The organism is Bradyrhizobium sp. B124, assembly GCF_038967635.1.
Classification (GTDB): Bacteria; Pseudomonadota; Alphaproteobacteria; order Rhizobiales; family Xanthobacteraceae; genus Bradyrhizobium.
Map to the genome: position 1 here is coordinate 137,289 of NZ_CP152413.1, position 15,339 is coordinate 152,627.

The following is a 15,339-nucleotide window of genomic DNA, read 5'->3' on the forward strand; positions in this document are numbered from 1 at the left end:
CGGAAATGATTACTTTTCCCGACAGGCGAAAGTCTGTGCGTAATCCATCGCTGGACAACGCCTTGATCAGGTTTGGTGACTTGGCGCTGTGCTGTATCGTTGGTGACATCACGGAGAACGGTGCGGCGCTGAAGGCGGATGATCCGCCATCACCTCTTCCCGACCATTTCACGCTGATCGTTCCACCTAGCAAGACTTACTCGTGCAACGTCGTTTGGCGAAGAGGTGCATGGGTTGGTGTCGTGTTCGTTACTGAATGAAGCGAGCAACCACGACTTCAGATATCCTGGGCAATTTGCGGAGAGCTGACAGCGCCGCTCGTCTCAGCAAAGGCAGTCATGCCAGCCAGAGGCTGAGGTAGGCGCGACCAACGTAGGTGATGAAGCCTCGGCATAGAGTACCGGGCGGAACCAAATGAAGAAGGCCGCCAAATCAGGCGGCCTTACCCTGCAGTCCTAGGATTGGTTTCCGACATTCAATTGGGCGCTAGTCCCGGCGAGGACAGCCTGCCGCTCAAATGTGCACTTGTCTCTGCGTATCGGGCGAGCTTTAGCAGCGCTTCCTTGGCTGCACACGGGGCAAGGGCTGCGGCCTCGTTCCGCAACTCTCTAGCTCGCTCTGCGAGCCGTGCCTCGAGAGTATCCCTCTGAACCACGCGTTGGCGTAATTGTCCCATGCGCTTTCCCTCGACAGGTCCCCACCCGGAACTTACGATTCCAAGCTTTAACAGCGCGTAAAAGCTCCCCTGGAGGAAGGCGTTCTGTGACGCCAAGACGGCGCCAAGAGGGCACCAAATGGGATAAATTGCGAATTGCCTGGCAAAGCACAGATTTTGCTGAAGGCCGAGGGGGAGGGGGCGAGCGCTACACGTCTCCGGACCTTTCAAGCCAGCTAAATGTCTCTGTTCTGATACGGCATCTGGCGGTTGAGAGCGTGCTCCATGACCCAGCGAGTCATTCCGGCGCGGGAGTTGTCGTTTTCATGCCGAATCAAGCGTCGCTCGCGCCTGCTTTGAATTACGATACCCGGGCGATGGAGTTCGTTACACATGGGTGTGTCGAACTCGCAACGTCTCAATAGTTTCGCTGGGTATCGGACGTGTTTGGGCTTCACGTCGTTGCTAATTCATCGTCTAATGATGACGGACCTTCGGCGGCGATTTTATTTCCAAGACGTTCATTTGAGATCGGGTCCAGGAGGTCGCTGTCCAGCGCCAGCGGCCTCTTCGTTTTGCTTCATTGAATTGCAAAGGACCGTCCGATGCCGATACAGGTGTGGGCCGTTGCCGCTTCGATCGGCTGGACAGCCGTTGTGGGCACGATGCTGCTGTATATGATTTTCGGCCCCGGCTAGTTCGACGACGCTGCGATGGGTCGCGTTACTGGTGTACGACCGTCGGCAGGGGGCACTACCGCGACATGGCAGTGTGTGGATCCCGCTCTTGAGCTTGCTTCAGCGCTGGCACCGGCCAAAATGCTCAGGCCTCTCGATTATCCGCGGAATTTTAGCCTAACGGCAGGCATGGGCCGTGCTTCTCATTGTCGCCATGCTAGCTCATTTTTTTCGCCATACTCCCTAATTAACCAATCAAGCCTAGCAGTCGGGGGGCAATCCCACTGCAACGATATGTGTTGGCGGTCACCGCGATACATCGGAAGTCTGCTCGCGGCACAAGGTGTTGCGAGCATGTGGTATGTCGCGCGCCTTCGCGATGCGCGGCAGTGGAATTCCCTTGTAAACGTCAAAAGAGAAGAATCTCTGCGACCCACGGAGGTCTGAATTGGATACGACCGGGACAATCACATCATTTTCGTCCACACCGATGACGAGGTTTTCGATCGGTGGCGACGTCTACGGAGTGCAGGATGCGAGCACGAGCTACAGCCTGACCAATCCTGACTCACAAACTCTGCGCTTCCAAGTCCAGCAGGGTGATCATGCCTGGTACGACAGCTCATCCGTCGACCGCTCCGAGGTTTCAGCCGCGGTCAACATTCCCGGCGGCACTCCGCTCAACTTGAATTATCAGTTCATGGTGGAGGCAAATGGCCCAAATGGGTCATTTGCGAATACCGCAGATGGCTGGTTCATCGTCGGCCAAATGCACAATGATGATAACGCGAGCGGAGTGGGCACCTCACCGCCGTTTGCGATCCAGCTTGTTGGCGATCATCTGCAGGTTGTCGCCAGATATGTCGCTCCGGGTCAGGATCCGAGCAACGGGGCCGGTAACGTGCAGATGCTCACGCTCTGGACCGACCCCAATCCAATCCAGACGGGTGTCTATAACAACATTCAAATACAGGCCGACGTTTCGAACACCGGTGGCGGGTATTTGAAGGTCTCGATCAACGGGACACAGGTCGTGAACTACAGCGGTCCCTTGGGTTATGGGCAGGCCACCAATTGGGAATACGGGGTCTATCGGTCGTCGGCGCCCGAGACCGTCGCTGTCGATTACCGAAACATGACGCTGTTGACGGGGGCGTCGGCGACCGTCACGTCGCCGTCAACTCCGACACAGCCAACCACACCGACCACGACCCCAACTACGGTCACCAGCCCGACCACCATTGTCGCGCCTGCTGTAGCACAGGACACCACTTCGCCGGCGGCCGCGATAGCCGCCCCGGCGGCAGCCGTTACAGCGGCCGACCCCAGCGCTCTAGGCGCCATGGGAGCCATGGGAGCTATGGGAGCCATGGGAATGGCGCCGACGTCGGCGTCCGGTTGGTCGACGCCAACGACCGGCGTACCCACTGGAAGCCCGGCAGGCCTGGATCTTACGCGTTTTGGATTTGACGCCGGTACGCTGGCAACCGCCGCGCCGCAGACGACCAGTTGGTGGGGAGATCAAGGCACGGCCGCCGCATCTCAGGCAAGCAACAGCTATGCGCTGCTGAACCAGTATCTGGCGGGTAGCTCGGGTGGGGCCAATGGCGGCATGATCGCTGTAGCGATGAGTGGCCCTGCCTGGACACAGAACTCGTTCCTGACCAAGCCTCAGAGCTAAAGGACTGCCGGTCCGCGCGGGGTTTATCTGCGCGAGGCCGGTTCTCCTACGCGGCGCCTCAGGCAAATCGGCCGTTCTTGGCCCAACGGGTTCGCATGTGAGACCCGCTCTCGCGGTCTTGCCCGTGATCTTTTTGCGTACCACAGGCCGGCCCGATGTCCGGCCTGTGTCACTTGGCCCTGGTGAAGCATTGGTCGTCGATCTTCTCGATGTCGATCCGCTCGTCCCGACGGGCTCGAATGTTCGAGAGTGGGGTGGTCGCGCCGGCGCGAGCGGTCCCTGAAGCGTTCTTCAGTTTTTCGCGAGGCGAAACAGCAAGGGCCGGGGGCGATACTGAAGCAAAACGTTTGCCGGCGACCGCAGCAAGTGAAGCGCGTTGCCCAACCGTCCAGCCTCGTTGTTCGGCGTCCTTCAGTGCGGATCTTCGATTACCAAAATGAGTACCGCATATTAGGTCAGCAAAACTTCCCGAAAGCAGTCAAACCTCGCTGCTGACCTGGAGCATCCCTGGAGAGGACTGTGGATCGGCTGGCTATCATCGCACTCGCGATCGTAATCGCGGGGCTTCTGAGCGGCGGCGTCTATTCGGTGTCGAGTTCAGGCCTCAGCACTGCAATAGTCATCAATCGCTTCACCGGCGCAGCGTGGTCGTGCAGCGTCGTTTGCGAACTCATCGAAACACGCCGGAATTCAAAATGAGGCATTTTGGCCTCGACGCGCGCATGATCTGCTGCGCCAGGCACGCCGGACTGATTTCGCCGATGCGGAGAGCTTACACGTCATCGTAGGTTGGGGCGCGGATCTGGGCTGGGGCCAGCGTCTTGACAGGTCTGGCCTAAATCACGAGGCAGGTTATGGCTCAACCTGAGAACGGCATAGCCGCGCCTACGGCGGTCGCTGGCTCGTTTTATCACCGGACAGACAATTCCTTCGGGAAACGTTGGTTGTGGCCATTGGCTGCCTCCGCAAGAGAGACGATAAGCCGTTCCTCGACAAGACCGACGACAACGTATCCTCAAACCACGCCGAACTGTCCTCGGCTTTCAGGAGGGCCCCGGAAGAGGGACGCTCGGCAGGACCAAGCGGCAGCGCGAGGCCGCCGCCCCGGGCGGTCTGGAGGCGACACGGCCGGCCTGTCAGGCCGCTGTACCGCGCCTGCACCCGACGACCCCGCGGAATCCGGCGTGGTGACGACTATTCGGGTCCCAGAGAGGCTCTTGCCATCTAGCTGCCGCGATAGCCGTTCGGGTTCTGCATCTGCCAGCGCCAATGATCTGTACACATCTGTGTCAGTGATCGCCTTGAGGTCCAGCCCAGCAGATTTTTGGCGAGCGTCGGATCCGCGTAACAGGTGGCGACATCGCCGCTCCTGCGTTGGTCAATCACATACGGAACTGGCCGGCCACTCACGGTCTCGAACGTCTTGATCACCTCCAGGACGCTGCTGCCGCTTCCTGTTCCGAGATTGACGGTCAGAATGCCGGGGTGTCTCAGCTCGCTCAAGGCGCTCAGATGTCCGGATGCAAGATCGACGACATGAATGAAGTCGCGGATGCCGGTGCCATCCGGAGTATCGTAGTCATCTCCCCAAACTTGCAGCTTCTCACGTCGCCCGATGGCGACTTGCGCCACAAGCGGCAACAAATTGTTGGGCACGCCGAGCGGGTCTTCTCCGATAAGCCCGCTTTCGTGTGCGCCAACGGGATTGAAGTAGCGCAGGATGGCGATCCGCCAATCGCTGTCGGACCGATAGAGATCCCTTAGGATCTCTTCGACAAAATACTTTGTGCGACCATACGGATTTATTGGTCCTACGGGATGTTTCTCGTCCAGCGGCAGGTATGCGGGCGTGCCGTAAACCGTTGCGGACGAACTGAAGACCAGCGTTTTCACATCGGCACGCGACATCGCCGACACGAGCCGCATCGTCCCCACGACGTTGTTTTGGTAATACGTCATGGGTTGAGTGCCGGACTCACCGACCGCCTTGAGCCCGGCGAGGTGAATGACCGCGGTCACGCCGTGGGTGCGCAGGATCTCGTAAATCGCGTCCTCATCGCAGATATCGATCTGCCGGAATACGAGCGATCGCCCGCAGATGGCCTGTACCCGTTCGAGCGATGCGCGATTGCTGTTGCAGAGATTGTCGACCGCAACGACATCCAGCCCGGAGTCGAGTAGGGCGACCGCAATATGGGACCCGATATAGCCGGCGCCTCCGGTCAACAGGATCATTCTGATTCCATTTCCATTCCGCGTCTGCCCGCGAAATCTGAGATCGCGACGACGACTCCAGCCCGTGGTGACAGACCGAAATCAAGACGATACGCGCACGATCACCGGGGATTTGTAGTTGTAGTTGTAGTTGTCCTGGCAACGCCCGCGTCAAGCGTTTGCGCTGACACCAAAGCGGCCGGCACCAATGGTGCCGATCGCCACATCGATGAATGCCGCATCCAACGATGTGGCACGGACTTCAGCTCGAGATATCCGGCTATTTCCGCAGTCGGATCGCCCCGTCGGCCTTCGAACCAATATCCTTGCGGGCGTGGCCGTTCGTAAGAGGCACTTCGAAGAAGTTCACCGCATGGTCAATTGAACCGAGCGGCGCGGGCCGGCCTGTCCTCGCGATTTTGGGAAGTTCTCGCTTCGGTGGGAGGAGGCGCTCGGTTGCGTCAGCGGCCGGGTACGCCGTCCCGCTTGATGGCCGAGCTGTAGGTCGATGGTTCAGCCCCCAGATCGCCGCCTGTGTTCTGTTCTGAACACGAATCTTGCGGAGGATCGCCTTGATGTGAACCTTCACCGTAGCTTCCGCGATGTCGATCTTGCGTGCGATGCACTTGTTGGAATCGCCTTCGATCAGACACTGGAGAATGGAGATTTCTCGCGGCGAAAGCTGCTGTGCGAGCCTACCATCCGCGTTCGCCGTGGCATGACTATAATCGAGGCGTGGAGGGACACCGTCCGCGTCACGCTTTTCGGCATCAAGAGCCGACGTCAAGAAGTCGGTCGGAAATACCGTTCCGCCCATCATGACGAGCTCGATGGACTTGATGAACGCATCGCAGTTCATCACGTCGATGAAATATCCGGTGACGCCGGCTCGGATCGCAGCAGTCAACTCGCTCAGTCGATAGTGATCTGCGACGACAGCAATGCGTCCATCCGCGTGACGGCGCTTGAAACACTCGATCTGCTCGATCGTAGGGCCGAAATCGTCGCCACTGTGAACGACCAGGAACAGTGCCGGACAGACTGAACCGCTCCCGACATTGACCTTGCCAGACAAATCGTCTGCATCGGAAATTGAAGGAAAGACTTGAAAATTTTCGGAATTTAGAATTCTGGCGAGACCTTCTTTCCGAAGACTGCTTTCACCACCAAGCACAATAGAAAAAGAATATTGTCGTCTCATGGAACTCTCCTGGACGCTACAAAAAATATGAAACAGGCTCATCGGTTTAACCCGACTCGTTTCTTGGATGGCTTGCCAAGCCAAAACAGCCGACGCATTGAAAATTGCTTCTTCAAATTCCGGTCGCTTGGGCAGAAATTTGGGGCGAAAAAAGCCCTAAGCATGCGTCAAAAGATTTACTAACATTAGATGCTAATCCCCAATATCCCTATATACCGTTGGTTATAGACATTCCTTGGGATGCCGCCCGTAATATCACGCCCGTGTTTTGACGGAGATTTGTCGAACAACGCTCGCTTAGGGCGGCGTCGATACTAAAATGCTATTTAAGATTGTAAGACTGCCGGAATTCGGCCTAGTCGCGATGAGAAAATTTGACTTGAATGCCTCAAATTGAAGTAGCTTGGGAGGATATTGGGGTGCCGATTTGAACTGGGGGGACCGAGGATTGGCCGAAAATGCATTTCAGTCGTGTGGTCATTGCTAGCAGATATCCCGTTGTTTTACTGGGTCTGAACTGTCTGCTGGAAGCAGAACGTGATTTCAGGGTTGCTGCTCGATGCAGCGATAGTGCGAGTTGTTTGAATGCAATTCGCGCGCTCGTGCCCGATATCGCCATTTTGGACATATCGATGCCTGACATTTTTGGGCAGGCATTGCTCGATATCGCAAATTCCCGGACTCCTGCTGTTCGGCTCGTGTTCCTCGCAACCTCCGTTGAGGATCGCGACCTCACCATGTTGGCGGAAGTGGGCGCCTTTGGTGTTATCCTGAATGACGAGGAGCCCGAAACTCTTCTCCAGACATTGCGGCAAGTCGCGGACGGCCACAGGATGCTGCCTGCGCCTTCGAGCGAGGTCGCCATCTCTTCTGGGCAGTCCGCGATTTTGGAGAAGCATCTTGCCGTGCTGACGGACCGGGAGCGTCAGATCATGCGTCTGGTATCGGAGGGATTGTCAAACAAGGAGATTGGCCGTCGTTTGAAGGTAACTGACGGCACCATCAAGGTTCATCTCCACCACATCTTTCGCAAGCTCGAGATCGGCAACAGGACAGCTCTTGCTACGCTCGCGGTCTCATACGCTGGGCAAAGCGGCCTGCCTTCCGATTAGCACGCAAGCTTTTTGACTTAGGGCGATATCAACCGACCTGGCGCTCGGGTGCGCAGGGTATTGGATGAGCGGTGACGGGAAGCACCGCTTCGCCGCATGAGTCGCGCTTGACTGTCGATGGCGCCATTCAACGTCCATCGCATCGGAACTGCTCCCTCGCGGGCACGCTTTGTCCCCAGGGCATGCCCCAAATGGGCCATGTCGGGATCGATAGGGTCTTTCCGCAGTGACTAGCCCAAGACAGACGTTCATCGAGACAGACGTTCATCGAGACAGCGCGCGAACTCCGTCGGCGCGAAAATTAGGCAGGAAGCCAAAGCGTACGAACGTCAGGGGGCCTAGGTCTTTTGATGTAGCCCATCCATACTTCTAAATATCCATCAGGGCTCCTTGTTTTCGCACCTACGTGATTGTTCAATCGAAGAAATCCGCGTGAACGGGAGCTGCCGCTCCAGAAAGAATGCTCCGGTGCGCACGAGCGCTCCTGCGATCGGAATCCAGGTATGACGCTTGACTGGCCTGAGCTCGACCTTACCCGACTTTCCGGCGCGGGCGGGGCCGACGGTCGTGGTGCGTCGGCTTTGAGCCAGAATTTTCATGTTGCCTTGGCCCGCTCGGGGCCTCGATTGTTGCAGCCCGCCGAATTCGACGTCAGTCAGACTCTTGTCGAGCCAGCAGCGTCCCTTCCAAGCTTTCTTGATAAGGCAGCTGAGCCGAGGGCCGGGATCATCGTGCCGGTTCTCGAGGATGATGGCTTGGAGGTCCTCGCATGCATGCTCGATGTGAAGCACGACATCATTCGCGGGCTAGGCGCCTTCCTCAACGAGGCGGAGCGTAGGCGCGGTGAAGGATTGAAGTCGGAGCGGGATCGCCGCCGCTTTATTGTTTCCCGTGGACAGCTGCGCCAGATCCTTGCTTCCAGGTTAGGAGTCTCGCCGTCCGATGTCGAACTGGAATACGGACGGCTGGGTAAACCCCAGCTCTCGCACCGCATGCCTTCTCGCAATTTGCACTTCAGCGTCTCTCGATCCGAAGATCTGGCAGTCGTCGCGCTCTCGACCGGGCAAGAGATCGGAGTGGACATCGAGGCAGTTCTCCCCGTGCCCGAAGCGGACGAGATCGCCGCGCTGTGCTTTTCCGCCTCCGACTACGAGTCTTATGCCGCCCTCGGTCCGGACGACCAGCTGGAAGGCTTCTTTCGGCGTTGGACCCGGCTGGAGGCCATTTCCAAGGGCCTGGGATGCGGCTTGGGATACCCCAGCTCTTGGGATGAAAAGGATTGGGTTGTCCGAAGTTTCGTACCTAAAACGGGGTATCTCGGGAGCGTGGTTGTTCGGAAATGAATGGTCGTCCGGACTGGAGCTTCCGCGATGTAATCATTCACTAGCGGGGAGCCCAGCCCACTTGTTGGAAAGGCATGCAAGTTCATTCCAAGCCGCGCTTGTTCGAGATGCCTCGCGGTCGCAGTCGAGAATACGGAAATAGCCTATGCAAGCGCAGGTGACGCAGTTTTCGGAACTGCTCGCAGACCTCGCGGTCAAGGACATCAAGGTCTGGGTCGAGGGCGATCGGCTCCGGTGCAGCGCACCGGCCGGCGCGATGACGGCCGAGCTTCGCGATCAATTGCAGGGGCGAAAGGGTGAGATCATCGCCTTTCTGAACATGGCCACCGCCGCGGCCACACAGCAGCCTGCAATCATTCCCCTGCAGTCGCGCGGAACGCGCACGCCCATTTACGCCGTACCGGGGCATGTCGGAGCACCGTTCTCATTCTCGGACCTGTCGAAGCACCTGGGTGGCGATCAACCGTTCTATGCACTTCAACCGCCTGGCTTCGACGGAGAGAGCGAGCCAATGGACCGCGTCGAAGATATCGCCGAGTACTTCGCTGGCCAGATCGTTCAGTATCAGCCGGTCGGTCCGTACATCATCGCTGGATACTGCTCCGGCGGTCCCACAGCCTTCGAACTGGCCAAAATCCTCAAGAAACGCGGGGCGGCGGTTCCGTGCGTCGCCCTCTTTGGTCCACTTCATCCCGCCACCCATCAGGAATTGCTGCGTTTGCTGTACTTCTCTGCCTGGGGGACGATCCGATCGGTCCGGAGATCGATGGCGAAGTTGCCGACATTTGGCGCTCGTCTCCGATATTTCGGCAGTCGCCTCCGCGAGCGCGCCTTCATGCCCCTCGTTCGCAAGGAGCCTGTCACGACAGATCCGGTGCTAGCCAGCAGAGCTCTGCTCAAATCCACGGCGATGGCGGCATTTCGGCGGTACACTCCGACTCCGTATTCGGGCCGTGTGTGCATATTCCTTCCGAACAAGGCCTGGCTGCGATCGGGCGCAGCACCTCATCGATGGCGGCTCGTGGCGCCCGATGCTGAATTTTATTTCGGCCCCGAGGACTGCGACGAAGTCTCCATGCTGGAAGAGCCTGACGCACCTGCCGTCGCAGAACTTTATCGCCGGGCAACTCAGAAGCTCAGAGATTGACGTGATCCGATTTTTAAACTTGCCGGATGGGAGCGCATTTCATGAATGAGGTCCTGCCTATCGTGGCGGAGAGCGTGGCGCTTCCTCCGCTGCAAGATGCCGATCATCGGGCGCTCGTCGTCGATTACAACGCCACGTCGGCGCGTTACCCATCGGACAGGACAATCATCGATCTCTTTCATGATCAAGTGACGCTCAGTCCTGATGCTGAAGCGATCCGCTTTGGCGATGCCATGCTGACATATCGGCAGCTCGACGAACGCTCCAACCAGATGGCCGCGCATCTGGGCTCACAGGGCGTGGGGCCGGGTCGGATCATCGTTGTCTTCATGGAGCACTCCATCGAAGTCGTCGTCGCGATCCTGGGTGTCCTCAAAGCCGGCGCAGCCTATGTGCCAATTGATGCGGCGACGCCGAAAGGACGCATTGCGACAATCCTGAAAGACATTTCCAACGGGACCGGTGGGCAAACGCCGGTGGCGATCACTCAGGCGCGTCTGCAATCCGCCATCTCGCCGGAGCTTGCCGACATTTTCGTGCTCGATGCCGATTTCGGCTCGATTTTGGATCAGCCTGCCTCGGCCCGACCGTCCGCCGCCAAGTCGAACGGCGTCGCCTACATCATCTTCACTTCAGGCTCGACCGGCACTCCCAAGGGCGTCGAGATCGAGCATCGCAGCCTCGTGAACTACATCTGGTGGGCCGCGCGGGTGTACAGTGCCGGCCAGCCGCTCGCATGGCCACTCTTCTCGTCTCTTGCGTTCGACCTGACCGTCACAACGCTCTTCGCGCCACTCATCACGGGCGGCCGGATCGTGGTCTATCTTGGTGATCCGGGGGTGAAGAACATGGTCGTGCTCAAGGTGGTCGACGACAATGCCGTCGATATCATGAAGCTGACACCGGCGCATCTTGCGATGATCCGCGACCGCAATCTTGAGGCCACGAGATTGCGCAAGTTCATTGTAGGCGGGGAGGACTTCAAGACCGAGCTGGCCCGCGACATCACCAAAGCCATCCCTCATCCTGTCGAGATCTACAACGAGTACGGACCGACCGAAGCCACAGTGGGCTGCATGATTCATCGGTTTGACGTAGACCAGGATCGCTCTGCATCGGTGCCGATTGGCGTTCCGGCTGCTAATGCGGGAATTTACGTCCTCAGCAAGGAATATCGGCCGACCGGCCCCAACGTCATCGGCGAGATGTTCATCGCAGGCGATGGTCTCGCGAGAGGTTATTTTAATCGCCCCGACCTGACCGAGGAGCGCTTCCGCACGGCTACAGATCCTCGAGATGGCTTTTCGAGGCTGCGGCTGTACAAGACCGGCGATCTTGCCCGCTGGAGCTCGGAAGGGCGCCTGGAATTTCTCGGCCGCGCGGATCATCAGGTGAAGGTTGGCGGCACGCGTATCGAGCTGGGTGAGATCGAAGCGCGGCTTCTCAAGCAGCCCCATGTTCAGGAATGCGCGGTCGTTGCCATTCCCGCTCCAGTGGGAAATGCTGAGGAGGGCGCAATCACGCGACTTGTAGCCTACTATGTCTCCTCGAAACCTCTGACCGTGCCGGAGCTGCGCGCCCACCTCGCCGAAGAACTCCTGGAGTCCATGATTCCGGCGCACTATGTCTGCCTCGAACGGATGCCGCTCACGTCCAACGGCAAGATCGACCGCTCCTCGCTTCCCGAGCCGACGGCGGATAGCATTCAGCCGGCGCACGAGTTCGTCGCCCCATCAACAGAGACCGAGAAGACCTTGGCTGCCCTGTGGTGCAATCTCCTCAAGGTCAAGTCGATCGGACGGTACGACAACTTCTTCGACCTGGGCGGGGAGTCGCTCCTGGTCGTGAGAGCGGTGGCGCGCATGCGAAAGATCTTCGGCGTCGACGTGCAGCTCCGCAACCTGTTCGAGCGCCCGACCGTGGCCGAACTGGCGGAAGTGATCGACGGGATGCGCTGGGTGGCCGATTCCAGAGCTGCTTCACTCTCGGGCGGACCGCGAGAGGAAATCGAACTCTAGTCGATCGGAAGGTCCGCAAGTGGTTGCAAGGGCACCGATACGGTCTAGACCTCGAGCGTTGGGCTCATAGCGGAGCGGACGAAGATGATGGACAAAGCTTGGGTATCGGCGCAAGGACCGGAGCTGCCTTGGGCGGCGGCGGAATATGAGCTCTTACGGGACCAGGTCCGCCGCTTTGTCGAGGAGGAAATCAAGCCCTGTGCAGATCGCTGGGAAGAGGAGGGCGGCGTTCCGCGTCCGGTCCTGCGTCGGATGGGCGAACTTGGCTTCTTCGGCATCCGCTATCCGGCCGAGTACGGCGGTGCCGAGATGGACGCGGTCGCATCGACGGTCTTCGCGGAGGAACTCGGGCGCTCCACCTATGCCGGCGCCGCGGACGCAATGCTGGTCCATGCCGAGATGGCTTCCGGTTATGTCTTTCACGACGGGACCAAATCCCAACGGGCTCGGTGGATGCCGGGCATTGTGAGCGGCGAGGTGATCACCGCGATCGCCATCACGGAGCCGGATGCGGGCTCGGACGTGAAGGCCATCCGCACGCGCGCGCGCCGAGACGGCGACTCCTACCTGCTCGATGGTACGAAACTGTACATCACCAACGGCGTCTGCGCGGATCTCTACTGTGTTGCGGCCAAGACTGATTCCGCGGCAGGGAGCAACGGGATCACGATGTTCCTCGTCGAGAAGGGCACGCCAGGCTTCAGCGTGGCTCGCGAGCTGGACAAGCTCGGCTGGCGCTCCTCCGATACGGCCGAGCTCGTCTTCGATGGCTGCCGCATTCCTGCCGAGAACGTGCTCGGCGCGGAGGGGCAAGGCTTCTACTCCATCATGCGCAACTTGCAGAACGAGCGCCTGGTCCTCGCCGCCATGGCTATCGGGATGGCCGAGGCGGCGATCGATATGACCCTCACTTACGTGAAAACGCGTCGCGCATTCGGAGGCGTCCTTTGGGACATGCAGGCGATCCGCCAGCGTCTTGCGATGCTCTCTGCCAAGATGGAGGCAAGCCGCGCGTTTCTCTATGCCACCGCCTGGCGCATGGCGGCGGACGACGACTGCATGCGCGAGATCTCGATGTTGAAGGCCATCTGCGGCGAACTCGTCAACGAGGTGGTGTATGCATGCGTGCAGTTCCACGGCGCCATGGGCGTCATGCGGGAGAGCCCGATTGAGCGCATATCGCGCGACGCCCGCATCCTCTCCATTGCCGGCGGCGCGACGGAGGTGATGCTGGATGTGGTCGCGTCAATGTCGTGAGCCTGATGCGGAAGAGTGGCATATCTGAACGTTCGTGGTGATGAAGCAGTAAATCCTCTGCAACATTCGCACTGACCGCAATTGGGCTTCGAACCCGACGGGCGTCTGGCCGATCACCCAGTCTGATATCCGAGGCGGCGTCTGCGCACTGTCTTCGGACAGGTCGACCACAGTGCATTCGCCTAATGGGATACGAGGACTGGAATTTTGGAGGACCGCAGCACGGACTTGGTTGTGCCGCCAAGAATGAACTCCAGCCACATCGGGTGCGAGTAGCCACCCATCACCAATAGGTCATAACTAGCCTTTTCTGTCTGTTCGCGAAGCGCTGCAGCTTCGTCGCCGGTTTCGATTGCGACTGGTTCTAGCGAAATTACGCCGTAACGAGCGAGGTGTTCCCTCAACTGGTTGGTGTCCTCAGCTTGTTGCGCGGCCGGCGACGGATTGATGGTTATGATCTCAACGGAGCCGGCCAGACCCAACAGCGGTAGTGCATCGTGGACCGCCCTGACGGCCTCGCGGCTTCCATCCCAGGCGATGCCAATGCGCGCGAACTGACACGGTCCGACATTCGCGGGCACGACAAGCACCGGCCGGCCGCAATGCACGACGACCGAGTGAGCAATCGGCAGGGGGTGAGAGACGTGGGGCCCCTGCCGATCATGCTGGCCAAGGATCACCAAATCGGCGTAGCGCGCCCTGTGGCCGATCCCCTGAACAATATCGCCCTCCGCCGCGAACCAGCGAGCGTCTATCGGGCCCATCGCTGTTTCGTCTGCAAAGATCGTTTCTGCGCAGCATGCATCCTCGGCGAGCGTACGCGCTAGGTTGGCAACCGCCTGGTCCAGCTGGCTGGGCTTGTACAGCGGCTCAACATCCGGAGGGGGCGTGACATGCAGCCCGGTCAGCCGGGCTCCAGCGCCACGCGCCAGCCCGATGGACAGCTGAAGCCGTCTGCGGCCAGCTTCGTTGCCATCGATATGCACTAGCAGGTCCCTAAGCATGTCCTGGCCCAGGTGACGAATTGACACAATAACGGAGGCGAACCCTTTCAAATTGCGACAAATCAAAAGTTCGGCCACCACGCGGGTCGCTCTTCCCGTGGACCTCCGGCCCCGAGCAGCCGTAGATGACTCGTATTCATCAGCTTGGCTGTATGGTACGGGTGTTGAAGCCCCCGCAAGACTCAGGTTGTGGTCGTTGAAAGCCCGACGGCGCTGCATATGCGGCGAATGAGATCGCAGCACTATTGGCAATCTCGTCGGCCGCGTTCATTGGAGATCGGGCGAGCGGGCAACTCTGAACGTCCCAATGACCGCATGGCCCATCGCGTCATTTGCCAGTTGCACACACGCGGTCGGTATCGGAGCGGAGCGGACGTTGACGGAGATTTATGAGTACGCGCCCTAATTGTCGCCGAGCCATCGGCCAATTTCTCTAGATCCGACGACGCGTTTTGGCTGGTGCGGGTTGATCGTTCCGGCCGAAAGGCCTTTGACACGCCGGTCCTGCGCCAGCGTCCTGGTGAACTGCTTTGCTTCCTGCTCGGATTTGAAGGTCGTAGTCCTTCGCGCATGCCTTTCGGGTGGAGCGTCGCGTTCGTCAACGAAGGAGACGTACCAGACGTGATTTTGCGTCATGTGGCGACCTCCGAGATTGGGTCCAGGTGCGAAAACAGGGCTCTGCCAACCTAAAGCGAGTCGGTGGCCGGGTTCACGGATAAGGGAGGAAAATACGGCTTCCGTTCAAAGTGTCCCTAGGGTCTTTCTAAGTAATTCTTCTGAGCAGCAGGTTTTCAGGCCGCCCGGGACGACATGGGGCATGATTGACTTCGGCCTCCGCGCTGATGGCCTTCCTTTCGCGCTGCAAGCAGCGTTCCTCCATGGGTTCGCGCGTCCACCGTCATCATTCTCCAAACCACAAGGTCGATGGCCGTCCAAGACGAGCCGCGAGGCGCCGGCACGCAATATCGATCGCGATGTTGCGAGGTGTCTTGCCGGCGATGTACTCGACGAAAATGCGGGTGCACGATGT

At 59.1% G+C, this 15,339-nt stretch carries 12 protein-coding genes; 8 read left to right on the forward strand and 4 right to left on the reverse strand.

All coding sequences use genetic code 11. The annotated features are described in order from the left end of the window. Positions 1–5: 5 nt before the first annotated feature. From AAFG13_RS00490 to AAFG13_RS00500, 3 genes are all read left to right on the forward strand, one after another. On the forward strand, positions 6–260 hold the full coding sequence (locus tag AAFG13_RS00490; RefSeq protein ID WP_212315326.1) for a PilZ domain-containing protein: 255 nt from the start codon (positions 6–8) through the stop codon (positions 258–260). A gap of 1,520 nt (positions 261–1,780) precedes the next feature. Next, positions 1,781–3,013, forward strand: coding sequence for a heparin lyase I family protein (locus tag AAFG13_RS00495; protein ID WP_342710798.1), 1,233 nt, complete (start codon positions 1,781–1,783; stop codon positions 3,011–3,013). 519 nt (positions 3,014–3,532) lie between these two features. Beyond that, entirely contained in the window at positions 3,533–3,712 is a 180-nt protein-coding gene (locus tag AAFG13_RS00500) for a hypothetical protein (RefSeq protein ID WP_171948146.1), read from the forward strand. A 525-nt stretch (positions 3,713–4,237) separates the two neighbouring features. On the opposite strand, the gene galE is transcribed toward AAFG13_RS00500, so the two are convergent. Together galE and AAFG13_RS00510 are read right to left on the reverse strand one after the other, a co-directional pair. Next, on the reverse strand, positions 4,238–5,248 hold the full coding sequence (galE, locus tag AAFG13_RS00505; protein WP_092125499.1) for a UDP-glucose 4-epimerase GalE: 1,011 nt from the start codon (positions 5,246–5,248) through the stop codon (positions 4,238–4,240). 259 nt (positions 5,249–5,507) lie between these two features. Next, complete coding sequence (locus tag AAFG13_RS00510) at positions 5,508–6,428, reverse strand: response regulator transcription factor (RefSeq protein WP_342710799.1); 921 nt, start codon at positions 6,426–6,428, stop codon at positions 5,508–5,510. 458 nt (positions 6,429–6,886) lie between these two features. Here AAFG13_RS00510 and AAFG13_RS00515 point away from each other — a divergent pair, with 458 nt between their 5' ends. From AAFG13_RS00515 to AAFG13_RS00535, 5 genes are all read left to right on the forward strand, one after another. After that, positions 6,887–7,540 carry a response regulator transcription factor gene (locus AAFG13_RS00515; protein WP_244549908.1) on the forward strand — a complete coding sequence of 218 codons (654 nt, stop codon included), beginning with the start codon at positions 6,887–6,889 and terminating at the stop codon, positions 7,538–7,540. A gap of 503 nt (positions 7,541–8,043) precedes the next feature. Further along, positions 8,044–8,883: a 4'-phosphopantetheinyl transferase superfamily protein gene (locus AAFG13_RS00520; protein WP_342710800.1), complete on the forward strand. Its 840-nt coding sequence runs from the start codon at positions 8,044–8,046 to the stop codon at positions 8,881–8,883. Positions 8,884–9,028: 145 nt separating this feature from the next. After that, positions 9,029–10,030 carry an alpha/beta fold hydrolase gene (locus AAFG13_RS00525; RefSeq protein WP_212315315.1) on the forward strand — a complete coding sequence of 334 codons (1,002 nt, stop codon included), beginning with the start codon at positions 9,029–9,031 and terminating at the stop codon, positions 10,028–10,030. A 41-nt stretch (positions 10,031–10,071) separates the two neighbouring features. Next, complete coding sequence (locus AAFG13_RS00530) at positions 10,072–12,048, forward strand: non-ribosomal peptide synthetase (RefSeq protein WP_342710801.1); 1,977 nt, start codon at positions 10,072–10,074, stop codon at positions 12,046–12,048. Positions 12,049–12,132: 84 nt separating this feature from the next. Further along, on the forward strand, positions 12,133–13,305 hold the full coding sequence (locus tag AAFG13_RS00535; protein WP_342710802.1) for an acyl-CoA dehydrogenase family protein: 1,173 nt from the start codon (positions 12,133–12,135) through the stop codon (positions 13,303–13,305). Positions 13,306–13,487: 182 nt separating this feature from the next. Here the strand turns inward: AAFG13_RS00535 and AAFG13_RS00540 are convergent, their stop codons facing one another. Continuing rightward, positions 13,488–14,390 (reverse strand): universal stress protein, encoded by a 903-nt coding sequence (locus AAFG13_RS00540; protein WP_342710803.1) that lies wholly within the window; start codon positions 14,388–14,390, stop codon positions 13,488–13,490. 321 nt (positions 14,391–14,711) lie between these two features. After that, the gene (locus tag AAFG13_RS00545) at positions 14,712–14,945 is read right to left on the reverse strand and encodes a hypothetical protein (RefSeq protein WP_212315310.1); all 234 of its coding nucleotides are present in this window, start codon (positions 14,943–14,945) and stop codon (positions 14,712–14,714) included. Between the last annotated feature and the right edge of the window lie 394 nt (positions 14,946–15,339).